The organism is Massilia sp. GCM10023247 (assembly GCF_042653325.1).
In the GTDB taxonomy this organism is placed as follows: Bacteria; Pseudomonadota; Gammaproteobacteria; order Burkholderiales; family Burkholderiaceae_D; genus Telluria.
In genome coordinates, this window is sequence record NZ_JBHSIB010000021.1 from 23,538 (window position 1) to 39,276 (window position 15,739).

The following is a 15,739-nucleotide window of genomic DNA, read 5'->3' on the forward strand; positions in this document are numbered from 1 at the left end:
GGGGTGCTCCCCGAGGTGCTTCCACGTGACGCGCCTGTGGCCGTGCCAGCGCGTCTCCTCGCTGTAGCATTGCCATCTTTTCAAGAGGTTACGCGCGAGAAATTGGCGCAACAAATGAAATTGCGGCTGTGTCGCATAACTGGAATACATGAGGGGACGCGGACCGTCGCGGCCCGCGCTCGAAGCTGGCGGGCGGGCGGCTCAGAGCCGGAACGACAGGCCGACGGTCCAGCTTGCGTAGGGCGTGCGGTGGTTCAGGCCGCGCGAAAACAGGGTGTCGACCTGGCAGTCGTTCGAGATGAGGTAGGCCGCACCGACGCCCACGCTGGCCTCGGTGCCGCCGTGGCGGCTGCGCGCGATCTGCGGCATGGCAAGCTGCACCAGGCCGCGCAGGCGCGGATTGAACTCCTTCTCCAGCACGGCGCCGAAGATGCCGTAGGTATAGCGCCCGGTTTCCTCGCTGCGCTCGACGCCGATACCGGGCATCAGGCCCAGGCCCATCTCGCCGGGCAAGTCCCATTCGCCGATGACGCGCAGCGAAGGACGCACGCCCTCCCCGCGCAGCCGCCTCGAGCCCGTCGGCAGCTCGGCGCTCGCGATCACACCGACCGATGGCCGCATGCCGCGCGCGTCGGCGGCGTGCCACAGGAGGCCGAAGGCGGTGTCCGCATACCCGGCCGTCGTCGCGCGCTCGCCCGTGGCCTGCTGCGTCGTGTGCTGCACGGTGCGGCCGTCGCTCTCGATGCGCAGCTCGAGCGCCTCGGACAGGCCGACCCGCAGCATGGTCGGCATCGAAAGGCTGCGCTGGCGTTCCTCGCCGTTGCGTTCGCGCTCGGTCAGGAAACTCGTTTCGATCTGCACCCTGCCCTTGCCGATGACTTCGCTGGACTCGACGAAATCGGGCCGGTCGGCCGAAATCGGCTCCTGCCGTTCGGCGGCTTGTTCCTGGGCGTGCGCCGCGCTGCAGGCCAGTGCCATCAGCAGCGCCATCGCCGGGCGAGCCAGCGGCATGCAGGTCGGATTGTTGACAGTCATTCGTGACATTCCAGGCTCCAGGGCATCGATCCGGCCGGAGGGCAACTCCGCCGTGTTTTGGACCATCATACATTTGCTACCGAGCCCGTTCCGCGCAATTGAACAGCCCAGTGTTGACGGGACAGTCAAACCACGGCAGCGCCGAAGGACTCGGGCCGCCGTGCAAGCAGGTGAGAGAGCCGTTGAAGACCCGCCTGCAAGAGGGCACGGTCCCGGATGCTGCCCAGCGAGATCCGGATGGCGTTCACGGGCCCGCTGCCGCTGGCGAATGCCTCCGCCGGCGTGACGGCGATGCCCTCGCGGTCGGCGGCACGCGCAAGCTGCGAGGAGTTCCAATACGCCGGCAACTCGAGCCATACATGCAGGCCGTCTCCGGTGCCGCCGTAGCGCCCCGCCAGCATGTCCCGCGCCATCCGCTGGCGCAGGCGCGCCTCCTTGCGTACGCCTTTCATCAATCCGTCGGCCGAACCGTCGAGGATCCATTGCGTGGCCAGGGCAGCCGTCAGGGGCGCGACCATCAGCGCAAATGATCGTAGTGCGACCAGGAAACGTTCGCGCTCCTGCGGGTCGCGCAGGAGCACGAAGGCAACACGCAGGCCTGGCGTGAGGCATTTCGACAGGGTCGAGATATAGACCACCTGCTCCGGGGCAAACGTGGCAACAGGTGGCGGCGCGGCATCGGCAAGGAGCCAGTAGGGATCGTCCTCGATGATGCGTACATTGCAGCGCTTCGCGATGCTGGCGAGCTCCCTGCGCCGGCGTTCGGGAATGGTGATGGCGGTCGGGTTCTGCAATGTCGGGTTGAGGTAGACCAGCCGGGGCTTGTGCCGGCGGCACGCTTCCTCGAGCATCGCGGGCAGCATTCCGTCCTTGTCCGCTTCCACCGCAATGACCTGCCGGCCGAACTGGGTCGCTGCGGCACGCAAGCCGGGATAACTCATCGGCTCAGCCAGGATACGGTCTCCAGGCTCCGTCAGCGCGAGGATCAATGCCGCGATCGCCGCTTGCGCACCCGGACAGACAACAAGCTGCCGGGAATCGAGTTGCCCCAGCATCGGTTCGAGCCATGTGGCGCCGGCCTGGCGGCCGGAGTCGCTTCCCCCGCCCAGGTGGTAAGTCATCAGCAATTCACTATCTGCCCTCATCAGTACTTGGGACAGACCCTGTTTCAACAGGTCGTCGAAGTCCACGCCATGCGGCGGTGGCGGGGTATTCATGCTCAGGTCGAGGATCGAGGTCAATTCGAACTTCGGCGCCGCGACATACGTGCCGCGCGCGCCGCGCCCCTCCAGCAGCTTGCGCCGTCTGGCTTCGTCGTATGCGCGCGTGATCGTCGTCAGGTCGACGTCCAGCTGCGCTGCCAACCGGCGCTGCGGAGGCAGACGGTCACCCGGCTTCAGCGATCCGTCTGCCATTGCCGCCTGCAAGGCATCCGCGATCTGCAGGAACCGTGGGCCTTTGCTCCCGGTCAATCGCGGCAACCAGGTCGGCAAGCTTTCATCTTGTATGGATTTCAACTGGGACATTTTGTCTCAATGTATGGATCTTGCTTTTAAGTAGAATGCCTTAGAACGTGCAGCAACACCATCCTTGCATGGCCGTCGCTGGCGTTTTCTCCTCACCCATCTCCTCACTCATCTGCATTCGGCTCGACATCATGGATTGGTTCCCTATCATCGCCGGTACGTTCAAGGTTCTCGCCTTAGGCACAGGCATGTTCTTCGCCGTCAAGTGGCATTACGATCAAGGGAAGAAGGGGAAGGAGGTGGACCAGCGCGCGGTGCTACGGGCGGCCGGCAAGGTGGCCGCGGTCTTCATGCTGGCGCTCCTGGGCCTGGGGCTGTTCACCTTCTTCCTGATCGGGAAGCTCCATTTGGACTTGACCTTGCCGTGACGGCATCGTTGCGGGATCGCTTTGAATAAGGCCCGCGGGCCTGCCCGATGAGGCAAAAAAAAGCCCCTCTTCCGAGGGGCCGATCACCGCAATGTTTTACTTGTCGTGCAGGAAAGTCTTGAGCTTGTCCGAACGCGACGGCTGGCGCAGTTTGCTCATCGCCTTGGCTTCGATCTGGCGGATGCGCTCGCGGGTCACGTCGAACTGCTTGCCCACTTCTTCCAGCGTGTGGTCGTTCGACATTTCGACGCCGTAGCGCATGCGCAGCACCTTCGCTTCGCGCGGGGTCAGCGAGTCCAGCACTTCCTTGATCACGTTGCGCATCGACGCATGCAGCGCGGCGTCGAGCGGGGCCAGGGTCGTGTTGTCCTCGATGAAGTCGCCCAGCTGCGAATCGCCATCCTCGCCCATCGGGGTTTCCATCGAAATCGGCTCTTTCGCGATCTTCATGATCTCGCGAACCTTGTTCTCCGGCATTTCCATCTTCTGGGCCAGGGTGGCAAGGTCCGGCTCGCTGCCGGTTTCCTGCATGATCTGGCGCGAGATGCGGTTCATCTTGTTGATCGTCTCGATCATGTGCACCGGCACGCGGATGGTACGGGCCATGTCCGCGATCGAGCGCGTGATCGCCTGGCGGATCCACCAGGTCGCGTAGGTCGAGAATTTATAGCCGCGGCGGTATTCGAACTTGTCGACCGCCTTCAGCAGGCCGATGTTGCCTTCCTGGATCAGGTCGAGGAATTGCAGGCCGCGGTTGATGTACTTCTTCGCGATCGAGATCACCAGGCGCAGGTTGGCGACGGTCATTTCGCGCTTCGCGGTACGCGCACGCTTTTCGCCGGCGGCCATTTGCTTGTTGATCTTGCGCAGGTCGGCCAGCGGCAGCGCCACGCGCGCCTGCAGGTCGATCATGCGCTGCTGCAGTTCCTTGATCGCCGGCAGGTTACGGCCCAGCACGGCGCTGTACGGGTAGGCGCAGTCGACTTCGCGGTCGCCCCATTCCAGGTCGGTTTCGTTGCCCGGGAAGACCTTGATGAAATGGGCACGCGGCATGCCGCAGCGGTTCACGCAGATGTCGAGCACGGCGCGTTCGATCGAACGCACCTCGTCCATCTGGCCGCGCAGGGTGTCGCACAGCTTTTCCACGACCTTGGCGGTAAAGCGGATGCCCAGCAGTTCGTTCGAGATGATGTCCTGGGCCTTGACGTAGGCAGCCGAACCGTAGCCGGTGCTCTTGAAGGCATGGCCCATGCGGTCGAACTGCTCTTCGATCAGGGCGAACTTTTCCAGCGCGCCTTTTTTCAGCTGCGCCAGCTGCTCGGTCGAGTAGCCGGCCGCGCCGCCTGCAGCGTCGCCGTCTTCTTCCTCGACTTCCTCTTCTTCCTCTTCCTCGTCGTCCGACGACGAGGCAGCGGCGGCCGGCGCGGCCGGGGGCGCGTTCTCGTTATGGTCGACGAAGCCATCGACCACTTCGTCGATCTTCATCTCGTCGGCGGCGATCTTGTGCGACAGGCCGATGATTTCCGAGATCGTCGTCGGGCAGGCAGAGATCGCCTGGACCATGTCCTTCAGGCCTTCTTCGATGCGCTTCGCGATTTCGATCTCGCCTTCGCGGGTCAACAGCGAGACGGCGCCCATTTCGCGCATGTACATACGAACCGGATCGGTGGTGCGGCCGAAGTCCGAATCCACCGTCGACAGCGCGGTCGCGGCGGCCGCTTCCACTTCGTCTTCGCTGGTCGGGGTTACGGCATTGTCCGACAGCAGCATCATTTCCGCTTCCGGCGCGCGCTCGTAGACGGCGATGCCCATGTCGTTGAAGGTCGCGATGATGCCTTCGATCGCTTCCGGATCGATGATGTTTTCCGGCAGGTGGTCGTTGATCTCCGCATGGGTCAGGTAGCCGCGCTCCTTGCCCATGTTGATCAGGTTCTTGAACTGGGTGCGGCGCTTTTCCAGCTCGGTTTCCGAGAAGCCCTGCTCGCTGCCCAGCGACGGCATGCCCTTGGCCTTGCGCTCGCGCGCCTTCGAGACGGCTTTCAGTTCGGCGCGCTCGACGGCGTTGAGCGCCGCGACTTCGTCGTTTTCCGGCGTGAATTCGCTTGGCTTGCGGCCGCGGCGGCCCGGCACCTTCACCTGCGGCAGCAGGTAGCCGGTGGTGTCGATCGCGGCCAGCGCCGCGGCATCGGTGGTCTGGCTGACGGCGCTGCCGCCGGTCTTGATCACGGTGGCGGCCGGCTCGACGCGGCGCACGGTGCGTGCGCGCACCACTTTCGGCGCGTCCTCCGCCATGGCGGCAGGGGCGGCGGATGCTGCCTTGGCCGGCGCAGGCGCGGCTGCCGGCGCGGCAGGCGCTTCGTCGGCCGCTTTCAGGGCGGCCAGCTTCGAGCTGCGCTTGCGCACGACCACGGCCGGTGCGGCCGCTGCCGCGCTCGGCGCCTGGTAGTCGGTGAATTCGGGCTCGGGCTCGGGCGCGGCAACGGCGGCTGGCGCAGCAACGGCGGCTGGCGCCTCGGGCGCCGCCTGAGCAGCCACTTCGGCCACCTCCGCGGCTTCGGCGACCTCGGCCGCCACCGGCTCGGCAAGCGCCGCATTGTCGGCTTGCGCCTTCAGCGAAGCCAGGCGCGAACCTCTTTTAACCACCGTCACCTTGGCCGCCGCTTCCGTTTCGAGGAAGTAGGAGGTCGCGGTTTTCGGCACCGCCAGCTGCGCCGCGGCGCTCTTGGCCGGGGCTTTCTTTGCTGTCAGTGTCAGTGTCTTGGCGGTGTTCTTCATGAAAAAACTCTCCTGTCGAGGCGGTGCGCGCCTGCGAGGTCAAATTGCGCATGGCCCGCGTGGGCCGGGGAAACGAATCGGGGAAGGGCCCTACCTTAGGGCGGACGCGCCGAAATCAAGCACGCCTTCCCTGCGGCGGCACCCGGCGTGGCCGGGTCCGTCCGTGGCAGGGCTTCGAGAGGCAGTGGTTAAGATCGCGCTGTGCATGTCGGAATGAAAAAAAGCCCGTCGGCTGAAACGGGCTTGCATCTGTCTTTTTGACAGAAGAGACGCATTATGCCTCAAAGCAAGAATTGGTGATAATTGAAATATCCCATATGGGATATAAGCAAATCGCATATTGTTGCTTTTTCGTTCATCGACAACTCTTCCATCCTTCTGCGTACACGCAAGCCGCACGCAGGGCAAGAGGCGGATCATACACGATTTCGCGACGGGCGGCGCACGCACGGCGCGCCGCCACGGGGCGTAAACTCGGTCACCCTCCCACTCTCAGCAGAAGTCACACGATTGGCTGCGCCACTAGTGCGAGCCAGCATGCTATCCTTCGGATTCCTGTTATTACCATGAAGTCAATGAACACCATCAGTCCTGCCGCCGAGCCTGTCGACGCTACCTCCCCTACCCCAGCCGAACACCCGCAAACCGAAGCAGCGAACGCGCCGGTTAACGCCCCGGAGGCCGCGTCGGTTACCGCGTCGGTTACCGCGCCGGCTACCGAGTCGGCAGCTGCGGCCGCTGCGCCGCAGCCAGGTCAGCCGCAATCGGCACGGGCCCTGCTCAAGCAGTTGCAACAGCAGTTCCCGGCCTTCCGCGACTGCCTGCCGCTGGCCATCGGCATCGACAAGCAGCTGCTCGCGCGCCTGCCGGGCCTCGATCGCAAGACCATGCGCGCCGCGCTCGGCATCCATACGGGCTCGATGCGCTACCTGCGTTCGATGGAAAAGGCCACCGTGCGTTACGACCTCGACGGCGTCGCCGGCGCCGAAGTGACCGACACCCACCGCAGCCACGCCAAAGAACAACTGCAATTGCGCTTCAAGAAGGAAGCCGATCGCAAGAAGGCGGAGAAGGCCGCCGCCGCCGAGGCGGAAGCCGCGCGCCTGCGCCAGGAAAAGCTGCAGCAACTCGCGTCGAAGTTCTCGCGCAACTGACCGCGCGGGCCGATGAGTATCAACCCCGACGTAGAAACCCTGCCGCCATACGAAGGCATTGCGCTGGCCGACGTCGTGCTGGTCAAGTCCGAGCGCGATGCCGCCGAAGCATTGGCGGCGCTCTCGCAGGCGGATGTCATCGGCTTCGACACCGAGTCCAAGCCGACCTTCGCCAAGGGCGAGGAGTCGACCGGGCCGCACCTGGTGCAGCTCGCGACCGACGACCGGGCCTGGCTGTTCCAGATCAGTGCCGCGCCTGGCGAACACCTGCGCAAGGTGCTGCGCGAGGTGCTCGAGGCACCCGGCATCCTGAAGGTCGGCTTCGGCCTGGGCGACGACATCCGCCGCCTGCGCAGCAAGCTCGGCATCGAGACCAATAACGTGATCGACCTGTCGACGGCGCTGCGCCGCGGCGAACGCAACGCCCTAGGCGCCAAGACCGCGGTCGCGCGCTACTTCGGCCAGGCGCTGCAAAAGTCGAAACGCATCACCACCACCAACTGGGCCCAGTCGCGCCTGTCGGAAAAACAGATCCTGTACGCCGCCGACGATGCCCATGTCGCGCTGCGCATCTACCGCCACTGGCGGGCCAACGGCACGCCAAAATAGGCGGCGCATACGGATGGGTTATCATTCCGACAGTTGATAACCTGGATACTCCGTATGCCGTTGCCCGTACCGCTACGCCTGGTTCTACCCCTGCTCGCCTGCGCCGCCCTGCCGGCCCTGGCCCAGCCACGCGTTCCCGACACCCTCGAACAGCGCCTCGCGCCCTGCATCGCCTGCCATGCGCCGAAAGCCGGCGCCGGGGTGCGCGTCGGAGGCGTGTATTTCCCGCGCATTGCCGGCAAACCGTCCGGCTACCTGTACAACCAGCTGGTCAACTTCCGCGAGGGCCGGCGCGGCTACCCCCTGATGACCTGGATGGTGAACCACCTGCCCGATCCCTACCTGCTCGAGATGGCCGAGTATTTCGCGGCCCAGCATCCGCCCGTCCCTGCCCCCGCGCCGGCGACTGCGGCGCCGGCCGTGCTGGCGCGCGGCGAGCAGCTGGTGCGCCACGGCGACGCCAGTTTGAAAGTGCCGGCCTGCGTGGCCTGCCACGGGCAGCAACTGGCCGGGGTGGCACCGGCGATTCCAGGCCTGCTGAACCTGCCGCGCGACTATGTCAACGCCCAGTTCGGGGCCTGGCGCAACAAGGTGCGCCGCGCCCATGCGCCCGACTGCATGGCAAGCATTGCCGAGCGTCTCGATCCCGCCGACGTCGCCGCCGTCTCGGCCTGGCTGGCGGCGCAGCCGACCCCGCCCGGCGCCCGCCCCGCGGCCCGCCTCAGCGAACCGCTGCCGATGCCCTGCGGGAGCGCGCCATGAAGCGCCGCCTCGGCTTCATCCTGCTCGCCCTGCTTGCCGGGCTGGCGGCGGCCGTCGTGCTGGCCTGGCCGCGCGAGCAATTCATCGCCTCGAGCTCGCCCGCCGACTTCGCGCCCACGCCCGAGAACATCGCGCGGGGCGCCTACCTGGCGCGCGCCGGCGACTGCATGGCCTGCCATACCACGCGCGGCGGCGCGCCCTACGCCGGCGGACGCGCCTTCGATACGCCCTTCGGGCGCCTGCACGCGCCCAACATCACGCCGGAGCCGAGCACCGGCATCGGCCTGTGGTCGGCCGACGATTTCTGGCGCGCCCTGCACAACGGCAAGTCGCGCGACGGGCGCCTGCTCTACCCCGCCTTCCCCTACACGAACTACACCCGGGTGACGCGCGCCGACTCGGATGCGCTGTTCGCGTACATGAAGAGCCTGCCGCCGGTACGCCAGGCCAGCCTGCCGCACGAACTGGACTTCCCCTACGACCAGCCGCTGCTGCTCGCGGGCTGGCGCCTGCTCTACTTCAAGCCGGGCGTGCAGGTGCCGGATGCCTCGCGCGACGCCACCTGGAACCGCGGCGCCTACCTGGTCGAGGGCCTCGGTCACTGCGCGGCCTGCCACAGCACGCGCAACCAGTTCGGCGCGACCGAGGACACCCTCGGCGGCGGCCTGATCGCCACCCTCGGCTGGTACGCGCCCGCGCTCACTTCCAATGCCGAGGCAGGGCTTGGCACCTGGAGCGAAGAGCAGATCGTGCAGTTGCTGGGGACCGGCGTGGCGCCCGGCGCCAGCGTGACCGGGCCGATGGCCGAGGTGGTGCTGCAGAGCCTGCAGCACATGAGCAAGGAAGACCTGACGGCGATGGCGCGCTACCTGAAGTCGTTGCCGGGCGAGTCCGCAACGGCGCGCGAACCCGCGCCGGTGCCGCCGGAACCGGTGATGCAGGCCGGCGCGAAGCTCTACGGCCAGCACTGCGCCACCTGCCATGGCGAGCGCGGCGAGGGCCAGGGCCCCTACCCGGCCTTGGCCGGCAACCGCGCCCTGACCATGCAGGAGCCGGTCAACGCGATCCGGGTCGTGCTCAACGGCGGCTTCCCGCCGGGGACCCAGGGCAACCCCCGGCCGTATGGCATGCCGCCGTTCAGCCATGTGCTCGACGACGGCCAGGTGTCGAACCTGGTCAGCTTCCTGCGCGCCAGCTGGGGCAATGCGGCGGCGCCGGTGTCCAGCGCCCAGGTCAATCGCTACCGCAACGTGCCGCTGGACTGATCCCACGACACGTCGTGGCCCCGGGAACGGTCGCAGCGGGTCTGGCGCCGTACCGCGTAGGGTGGGCGGCTCCACCGTCACGTAGGCATCACGCTGACGCGTACGCCGCCCGCGCGTTCAACCGGCAGATGAGACCCCGCGAAGCATCACAGGATGGCTGGACGCGTGGGCGGCGTTTCCGTCCGCGGGATTCACACGTCACAGGTTGAGCCGCCCACCCTACGTTCAGACCAGCTCGGCGAAGCCGACGCGGTCGGTGGTGGCGGCGCGCGCGTCCTCGACGCTGATCTTGTGGCCGGACAGCAGCTGCTCGAGCGAGGCGTTCATGGTGTGGCAGCCCGGATCGCGGCCGCTGTTCATGTGGGCGCGCAGCGCGCCGAGGTCGCCCGATTCGATCAGCTGCGCCACCGCCGGGCTGGGGGTCAGGCATTCGGTGGCGAGGTGGTAGCGGTTGGCGTCAAGCGAGGGCAGCAGCGCCTGGCACAGCACGCCGCGCAGCGCATGCGCCAGCGCCTGCGACTGGGCATCCGAGTTGCCGAGCAGGCGCAGCATCTTCTGCAGCCCCATCTCGGTCGAGCGCGCGTGCAGCGTGGCGAGCACCAGCGGGCCCGACTCGGCCAGCGCCAGCGCTTCCTGCGCGGTCTGCGCGTCGCGGATCTCGCCGATCACGATCACGTCCGGCCGCTCGCGCAGCGCGTCGAGGGCGCCCAGGTAATAGCTTTCGACGTCGCCGTCGATGCCCACTTCGCGCTGGGTGATGATGCATTTGCGCTGCGGGATCAGGGTCTCGACCGGGTCCTCGATGGTGATGATGTGCCCCGAACGGCGCTTGTTGATCTCATCCAGCATCGACGCGATCGTGGTCGACTTGCCCTGGCAGGTGTCGCCGATGATCAATACCAGGCCGCTCGTGAGGCGCGCAAACTCCTGCGCGTCCGCGCCCAGGCCCAGGCTGTCGAGCGGCAGCGGCTCTTTCGGGAAGCGCCGGATCACGCAGCCCAGGCGCTTCTTGCCCTGGAAACTGAAGCAGTTGGCGCGGATGCGCGCCGTGTGCAGGTCGATCGAACGGTCGAAGGCGCGGTCGGCGATCCGCTCGGCCCAGTTCGGCTCGATGACTTCGAAGAATTCTTCCAGCTCCTCGCGCGTGATCGGCGAGTCCGTCACCGCGACCAGGCCTTTCGGCTGGCGCAGCATCAGGGGACTGTTCTGGTGAATGATGATGTCGGAAAAGACCAGGCGCGAATTGAGCAGGTGCAGGATCTGCTCGACCAGGGTGCCGAAGACCGGGTGGTCTTCGTTTTCGACATACGACAGCGTGGGGATTTGCGAGGACTGGTGGAATTCCATCGGGCTTGGCACTTTATGATCAGGTGTCGTTCAGACAAGTCCGACCATTATAGAACCATGCCCGCCAGAAATTACAGCTACGTTGAAGAAATGTCTTAGCGTTCCAACGCTGCAACAATCCGGTCGCCGAACAGCGTCAGCGCGACCCCGAGCACGACCACTACGGCACCCAGCATGCGCACCGGCGACACCTTGCGGGTCGCCATCTGTACCAGGCCGAAGTTGTCGATGGCCATCGACATCAGCAGCTGCCCGGCGATGACCAGCACCACCAGGTTCAACAGGCCGATGCGCGGCGCCAGGAACACGGTGCCGAAGACAAAAGCCGCACCGAGCACGCCGCCGCTCAGCTTCCACAGCGGCTGCTGGGCCAGGGCGCCAAGCGCCTCGCCGACGCCGCCGCGCGCGAACGCGGCAATGCCGAGCACGACCGTGCCGACGGAAAACGAAATCAGGGCCGCCACCACCGAATTGGCGTGCAGGGCGTTCGCCAGCTGGCTGTTGACGGCCGCCTGCACCGAAATAAAAATACCGACACAAAAGGCCAGGAGAAACAGGGCCGCATTCATACATCATCCTTACCGGAATTGCCGGAAACAAAAGGGCAGGATTGTAGTGGATGTGGCGAGATGGCGCTCGCGGCGGCATGCTCATGCGCGCGGCGCCGTCGGCCCACACTGCATTCTGGCCGCGTTTGCCTGCATTCTGTCGCAAAGCGGCCGCACCGGTCCGCGGGTGCCGCTAGAGTACGAGCATCGATAACCGTGAGGACAACATCATGACACCAGCCTTTTCCGCCTTCGCCCGCCGCACCCTGCTGGCCGCCTGCATCGCCGGCAGCCTGGCCGTGACCGCCCATACCGTTGCCGCGCCCTGGTCCTGGGGCGGCGAGCAGGTGCAAGGCAGCGGACGGATCGTCAAGCAGGCGCGCCAGGTCGGCAGTTTCAACGGCGTGTCGCTGTCGGTGCCGGGACATGTCGAACTGCGCATCGGGAACACCGAAGGCGTCACCATCGAAGCCGACGACAACCTGTTGCCGCTGCTGGAGACCGTGGTCGAAGACGGCACGCTCGAGATCCGCCCGGCGCGCAACAACCTGAACTTCCGCTCGAAATCGATCCGCGTGGTGGTGCAGGCGCGCTCGATCGAGCGGCTGGCGGTCGGCGGCTCGGGCAGCATCGACGCCGACACCCTGCGCGCACCGCGCCTCAAGGTCGACATCGGCGGCTCCGGCTCGGTCAACCTGAAGGGCCTGGAAAGCGACACCCTGTCGGTGTCGGTGGGCGGCAGCGGCGACATGAAAGCCGGCGCCGGCAGCGCCGGCAAGCTGTCGGTCTCGATCGGCGGCTCGGGCGACGTCGACCTCGGCCGTGTGCAGGCGACCAGCGCCAAGGTGTCGATCGCCGGTTCCGGCGAAGCGACCGTCTGGCCGCGCAACGAGCTGTCGGTCTCGATCGCCGGCTCGGGCGACGTGCAGTATTACGGCGACCCGCGCGTCAGCACGTCCTCGGTCGGCTCGGGCAAGGTGCGCCGCCTGGGCGCCGCGCCGCAGTAAGGCGCTGGTATCGGGGTGTGGCCGGGCCACACCCGGCGCGCCTCAATGCCCTTGATGCCCTTGATGCCCGGCCGGCTTCGGCGCCACATAGGTCAGCGGCCGCACCTGCGCCTCCACCGTCACATTGCTGCGCTTGCCCGCGGCATCCTGCACCAGCAGGGTCACCGGCACCGTCTCCCCTTCCTTCAGCTGGCGCTTGAGGCCGAAGAACATCACGTGGTAGCCGCCCGAGGCCAGGTCGACCGGTTTCCCGGCCGGCAGGTCGATGCCGTCGACCTGGCGCATGCGCATGGTGTTGTTTTCCATCGCCATTTCATGCAGCTCGGCGCGCTCCGCGACCGGCGTGCTGACGCCCGCCAGGCGCGCCTTGGCAGCCGATTGCACGCGCATGAAGGCGCCGGCGCTCTTCTGCTGGGGCACGGTCGCGCGCACCCAGGGATCGGTGACGGTCACCTGCGCCAGGGCGCCGGTGGAGAACAGGCCGGCGGCCAGCAGGGCAATCAGGGAGCGGGTCATGGCGAACTCGGGATCAAAAAAGGTAAGGGAATTATAAGCTTCAGGCCGCCGCCTTGAAGGTCTCGCGTTCGACGAGCACCGTGTCGATGCTGTCGGTCAGCCAGATCTGCGCGTCCTGGATCGTGCACTGCAGCTGCATCGAGCGCTTGGCCAGTTTTTCCAGGGCTGCGCTGGCATCGGAGGGGATATTGATGACGGTGAGGTTGCGCGCGCGCTCGACCCGGTTCGAGATGCCCTTCCACCAGATGTGGCTGGTCGCGCTGTAGCTGTAGACGATCACGTGCTCGGCGCGCCCGCAAGCCTTCAACAGGCGCTTCTCGTCCGGCTGGCCGATCTCGATCCAGGTGTGGATGGCGCCGGTCAGGTCCTTCTGCCACAGGTCCGGCTCGTCGGTATCGAACAGGCCCTTGGTAAACGCCAGCGATTCGCTCGCATGCAGCGCAAAGGCGAGCAGGCGGATCATCACGCGCTCGTCGGTCTCGGACGGATGGCGGGCGATGGTCAGGCCGTGCTCGGCGTAATAGTTGCGATCCATGTCCGCGATCTGCAGGTCTGCCTTGTAGATTGTTGCTTTGAGAGCCATTGATTCTTTGATGAGTTTTATTTAAAGACGACTGTGCGGTCGCCGTTCTGCAGGATGCGGTGTTCCACGAACCACTTGACCGCGCGCGCCAGCACCACGCATTCGACGTCGCGGCCGATCGCGGTCAGCTCGTCGACGGTCATCGCGTGGTCGACCCGCTCCACGTCCTGTTCGATGATCGGGCCTTCGTCGAGGTCGCCGGTGACGAAATGGGCGGTGGCGCCGATCAGCTTCACGCCGCGCAGGTGGGCCTGGGCGTACGGGCGGGCGCCCTTGAAGCTCGGCAGGAAGGAATGGTGGATGTTGATCGCCCTTCCCTTCAAGGCTTCGCACAAACCCGGCGACAGGATCTGCATGTAGCGCGCCAGCACCACCAGGTCGATCTGGTGCGTGTCGAGCAGGTCGACGATGCGCGCTTCCTGCGCCAGCTTGGCCGCCTCGCTCGCGCCCGTCACCAGGGGCAAGTGGTGAAACGGGATATTGTAACTTGCCGCGAGCTGGTAGAAGTCCATGTGATTGGAGACGATCGCCGGGATCTCGACCGGCAGCAAGCCGCTCTTGTAACGGAACAGCAGGTCGTTCAGGCAGTGGCCGATCTTCGAGACCATGATCAGCACGCGCGGCTTGGCGCGGGCGTCGTGCAGCTGGCCGCGCATGCCGCTGGCCTCGCACAGGGCGGCAAAGGCGCCGCGCAGGTCGGCGTCGAGCACGGCCGCGTCTTCCAGCGCGAAATGCACGCGCATGAAGAACAGCTGCGACTCCGGGTCGCCGAACTGGGCCGAATCGATGATGTTACAGCCGTGTTCGGCCAGGAAACCGGCAACGCGCAGCACGATGCCGCGCTGGTCGTTGCAGGACAGGGTCAGGATGTATTCCGGGTGCGTCGTCATGGCAGCGTGCTCGTGGGTGCTCGTGGGTGCTCGTGGGTGCTTGTGTATGGGTGCTCGTAATCCGGGGCTCTGCCATTGTCGCACGGGCTTGCAAAAACGGCAGGCCGCGCAACGCGTTTGTGGCCATTTAGGTATAGTTGGCGCTTCCATCAACAGCCCCGGAACCATCATGACCGAAGCCACCAACGACCAATTCCTGCTCGCCGCCCGGCCGGTCGGCTTGCCTAAAGACAGCGACTGGCAGCGCGCCGCCCCGCCCCTGGCCGAGCTGCAGGACGGCGAAGTGCGCGTCAAGCTGCTCTACCTGTCGCTCGACCCGGCCATGCGCGGCTGGATGAACGAAGGTAAATCCTATGTGCGCCCGGTGGCCATCGGCGAGGTGATGCGCGCCGGCGGCGTCGGCGTGGTGGTCGAGTCGAAGTCGCCGCGCTTCGCCACCGGCGAGCATGTGATGGGCGTGATGGGCGTGCAGCGCTACTGGACCGGCCCGGCCGAGGACAAGGGCGCCATGCTGGCGAAGGTCGATCCGGGCATGGCGCCGCTGCCGACCTGGCTCAATGCCCTGGGCATGCCCGGCATGACTGCCTATTTCGGCCTGATCGAGGTAGGCCAGCCGAAGGCGGGCGACACCGTGGTGGTGTCGGGCGCGGCCGGCGCGGTCGGGATGACCGTCGGCCAGGTCGCGAAACACCTGGGCTGCCGCGTGGTGGGCATTGCCGGCGGCGCCGATAAATGCCGCTTCGTGGTCGAGGAACTGGGCTTCGACGCCTGCATCGACTACAAGGCCGGTCCCGTGCACGCGGGCCTGAAGGAGCATTGCCCGCAGGGCGTGGACGTGTACTTCGATAACGTCGGCGGCGACATCCTGGACGCGGTCCTTACCCGCATCAACATGAAGGCGCGCATCGTCATCTGCGGCGCCATCTCGCAATACAACGCGACGGCGCCGGTCAAGGGCCCGGCCAACTACCTGTCGCTACTGGTCAACCGGGCGCGCATGGAAGGCATGCTGGTCACCGACTACGCCGCGCGCTACCCCGAGGGCGTGGCGACGCTGGCGCGCTGGATGCGCGAGGGCAGCTTCAAGAGCCGCGAACACGTGGTCGAGGGCTTCGACCGTTTCCCGTCCGCCCTGCTGATGCTTTTCGAAGGCAAGAACCTCGGCAAGCTGGTGCTGAAAGTGGCCGAGGAATAAGAGCGGGTAACAAAATCTGCAGGGCAAGGGATGCGGCCGCCCGACGCGGCGTCGAAGACAGTACACTGGTACGGCGAGACGCTGCAACGCCGCCATGTGGGTTTTGTTAGACGCTCGCACACCGAAACGCGTGCTCCTTGAGCGTATCGGTGGCACGCG

The 15,739-nt window shown here is 66.2% G+C and carries 15 protein-coding genes; 7 read left to right on the top strand and 8 right to left on the bottom strand.

Features of this window, described 5'->3' with window-relative positions; genetic code table 11:
* Positions 1-201: 201 nt before the first annotated feature.
* Both ACFPAH_RS16240 and ACFPAH_RS16245 read right to left on the bottom strand, forming a co-directional pair.
* On the bottom strand, positions 202-1,044 hold the full coding sequence (locus ACFPAH_RS16240) for a transporter (RefSeq protein ID WP_379747351.1): 843 nt from the start codon (positions 1,042-1,044) through the stop codon (positions 202-204).
* Between the two features lie 116 nt (positions 1,045-1,160).
* Positions 1,161-2,561 (bottom strand): PLP-dependent aminotransferase family protein, encoded by a 1,401-nt coding sequence (locus ACFPAH_RS16245; RefSeq protein WP_379747353.1) that lies wholly within the window; start codon positions 2,559-2,561, stop codon positions 1,161-1,163.
* A gap of 131 nt (positions 2,562-2,692) precedes the next feature.
* Between ACFPAH_RS16245 and ACFPAH_RS16250 the strand changes: the two genes are divergently transcribed.
* Positions 2,693-2,929 carry a hypothetical protein gene (locus tag ACFPAH_RS16250; protein ID WP_379747551.1) on the top strand — a complete coding sequence of 79 codons (237 nt, stop codon included), beginning with the start codon at positions 2,693-2,695 and terminating at the stop codon, positions 2,927-2,929.
* Positions 2,930-3,025: 96 nt separating this feature from the next.
* Here the strand turns inward: ACFPAH_RS16250 and rpoD are convergent, their stop codons facing one another.
* Positions 3,026-5,704, bottom strand: coding sequence for an RNA polymerase sigma factor RpoD (gene rpoD, locus ACFPAH_RS16255; protein WP_379747355.1), 2,679 nt, complete (start codon positions 5,702-5,704; stop codon positions 3,026-3,028).
* Between the two features lie 566 nt (positions 5,705-6,270).
* Between rpoD and ACFPAH_RS16260 the strand changes: the two genes are divergently transcribed.
* From ACFPAH_RS16260 to ACFPAH_RS16275, 4 genes are read left to right on the top strand one after another with little or no spacing between them, the layout of a single operon-like run.
* Positions 6,271-6,858 carry a ProQ/FINO family protein gene (locus tag ACFPAH_RS16260; RefSeq protein ID WP_379747357.1) on the top strand — a complete coding sequence of 196 codons (588 nt, stop codon included), beginning with the start codon at positions 6,271-6,273 and terminating at the stop codon, positions 6,856-6,858.
* Between the two features lie 12 nt (positions 6,859-6,870).
* Complete coding sequence (locus ACFPAH_RS16265) at positions 6,871-7,467, top strand: 3'-5' exonuclease (RefSeq protein WP_379747359.1); 597 nt, start codon at positions 6,871-6,873, stop codon at positions 7,465-7,467.
* Between the two features lie 54 nt (positions 7,468-7,521).
* Entirely contained in the window at positions 7,522-8,229 is a 708-nt protein-coding gene (locus ACFPAH_RS16270) for a c-type cytochrome (RefSeq protein WP_379747361.1), read from the top strand.
* Positions 8,226-9,494, top strand: coding sequence for a c-type cytochrome (locus ACFPAH_RS16275; protein ID WP_379747363.1), 1,269 nt, complete (start codon positions 8,226-8,228; stop codon positions 9,492-9,494). The genes ACFPAH_RS16270 and ACFPAH_RS16275 overlap by 4 nt, the downstream gene beginning before the upstream one ends.
* A 225-nt stretch (positions 9,495-9,719) precedes the next feature.
* Here the strand turns inward: ACFPAH_RS16275 and ACFPAH_RS16280 are convergent, their stop codons facing one another.
* Positions 9,720-10,841 carry a type IV pilus twitching motility protein PilT gene (locus tag ACFPAH_RS16280; RefSeq protein ID WP_379747365.1) on the bottom strand — a complete coding sequence of 374 codons (1,122 nt, stop codon included), beginning with the start codon at positions 10,839-10,841 and terminating at the stop codon, positions 9,720-9,722.
* 95 nt (positions 10,842-10,936) lie between these two features.
* Positions 10,937-11,410: a DMT family transporter gene (locus tag ACFPAH_RS16285; RefSeq protein WP_379747367.1), complete on the bottom strand. Its 474-nt coding sequence runs from the start codon at positions 11,408-11,410 to the stop codon at positions 10,937-10,939.
* 209 nt (positions 11,411-11,619) lie between these two features.
* On the opposite strand from ACFPAH_RS16285, the gene ACFPAH_RS16290 reads away from it, so the two are divergent.
* Positions 11,620-12,396, top strand: coding sequence for a head GIN domain-containing protein (locus ACFPAH_RS16290; RefSeq protein ID WP_379747370.1), 777 nt, complete (start codon positions 11,620-11,622; stop codon positions 12,394-12,396).
* Positions 12,397-12,438: 42 nt separating this feature from the next.
* Here ACFPAH_RS16290 and ACFPAH_RS16295 read toward each other — a convergent pair whose 3' ends face one another.
* The 3 genes from ACFPAH_RS16295 to purU are packed head-to-tail and all read right to left on the bottom strand — an operon-like array spanning position 12,439 to position 14,385.
* Positions 12,439-12,912 carry a copper chaperone PCu(A)C gene (locus tag ACFPAH_RS16295; protein ID WP_379747372.1) on the bottom strand — a complete coding sequence of 158 codons (474 nt, stop codon included), beginning with the start codon at positions 12,910-12,912 and terminating at the stop codon, positions 12,439-12,441.
* A 40-nt stretch (positions 12,913-12,952) separates the two neighbouring features.
* Complete coding sequence (locus ACFPAH_RS16300; RefSeq protein WP_379747374.1) at positions 12,953-13,495, bottom strand: YaeQ family protein; 543 nt, start codon at positions 13,493-13,495, stop codon at positions 12,953-12,955.
* Positions 13,496-13,512: 17 nt separating this feature from the next.
* The gene (gene purU, locus ACFPAH_RS16305) at positions 13,513-14,385 is read right to left on the bottom strand and encodes a formyltetrahydrofolate deformylase (protein WP_379747376.1); all 873 of its coding nucleotides are present in this window, start codon (positions 14,383-14,385) and stop codon (positions 13,513-13,515) included.
* 169 nt (positions 14,386-14,554) lie between these two features.
* Here purU and ACFPAH_RS16310 point away from each other — a divergent pair, with 169 nt between their 5' ends.
* Positions 14,555-15,580, top strand: a complete 1,026-nt coding sequence (locus ACFPAH_RS16310) for an NADP-dependent oxidoreductase (RefSeq protein WP_379747378.1) — start codon at positions 14,555-14,557, stop codon at positions 15,578-15,580.
* Positions 15,581-15,739: the final 159 nt, after the last annotated feature.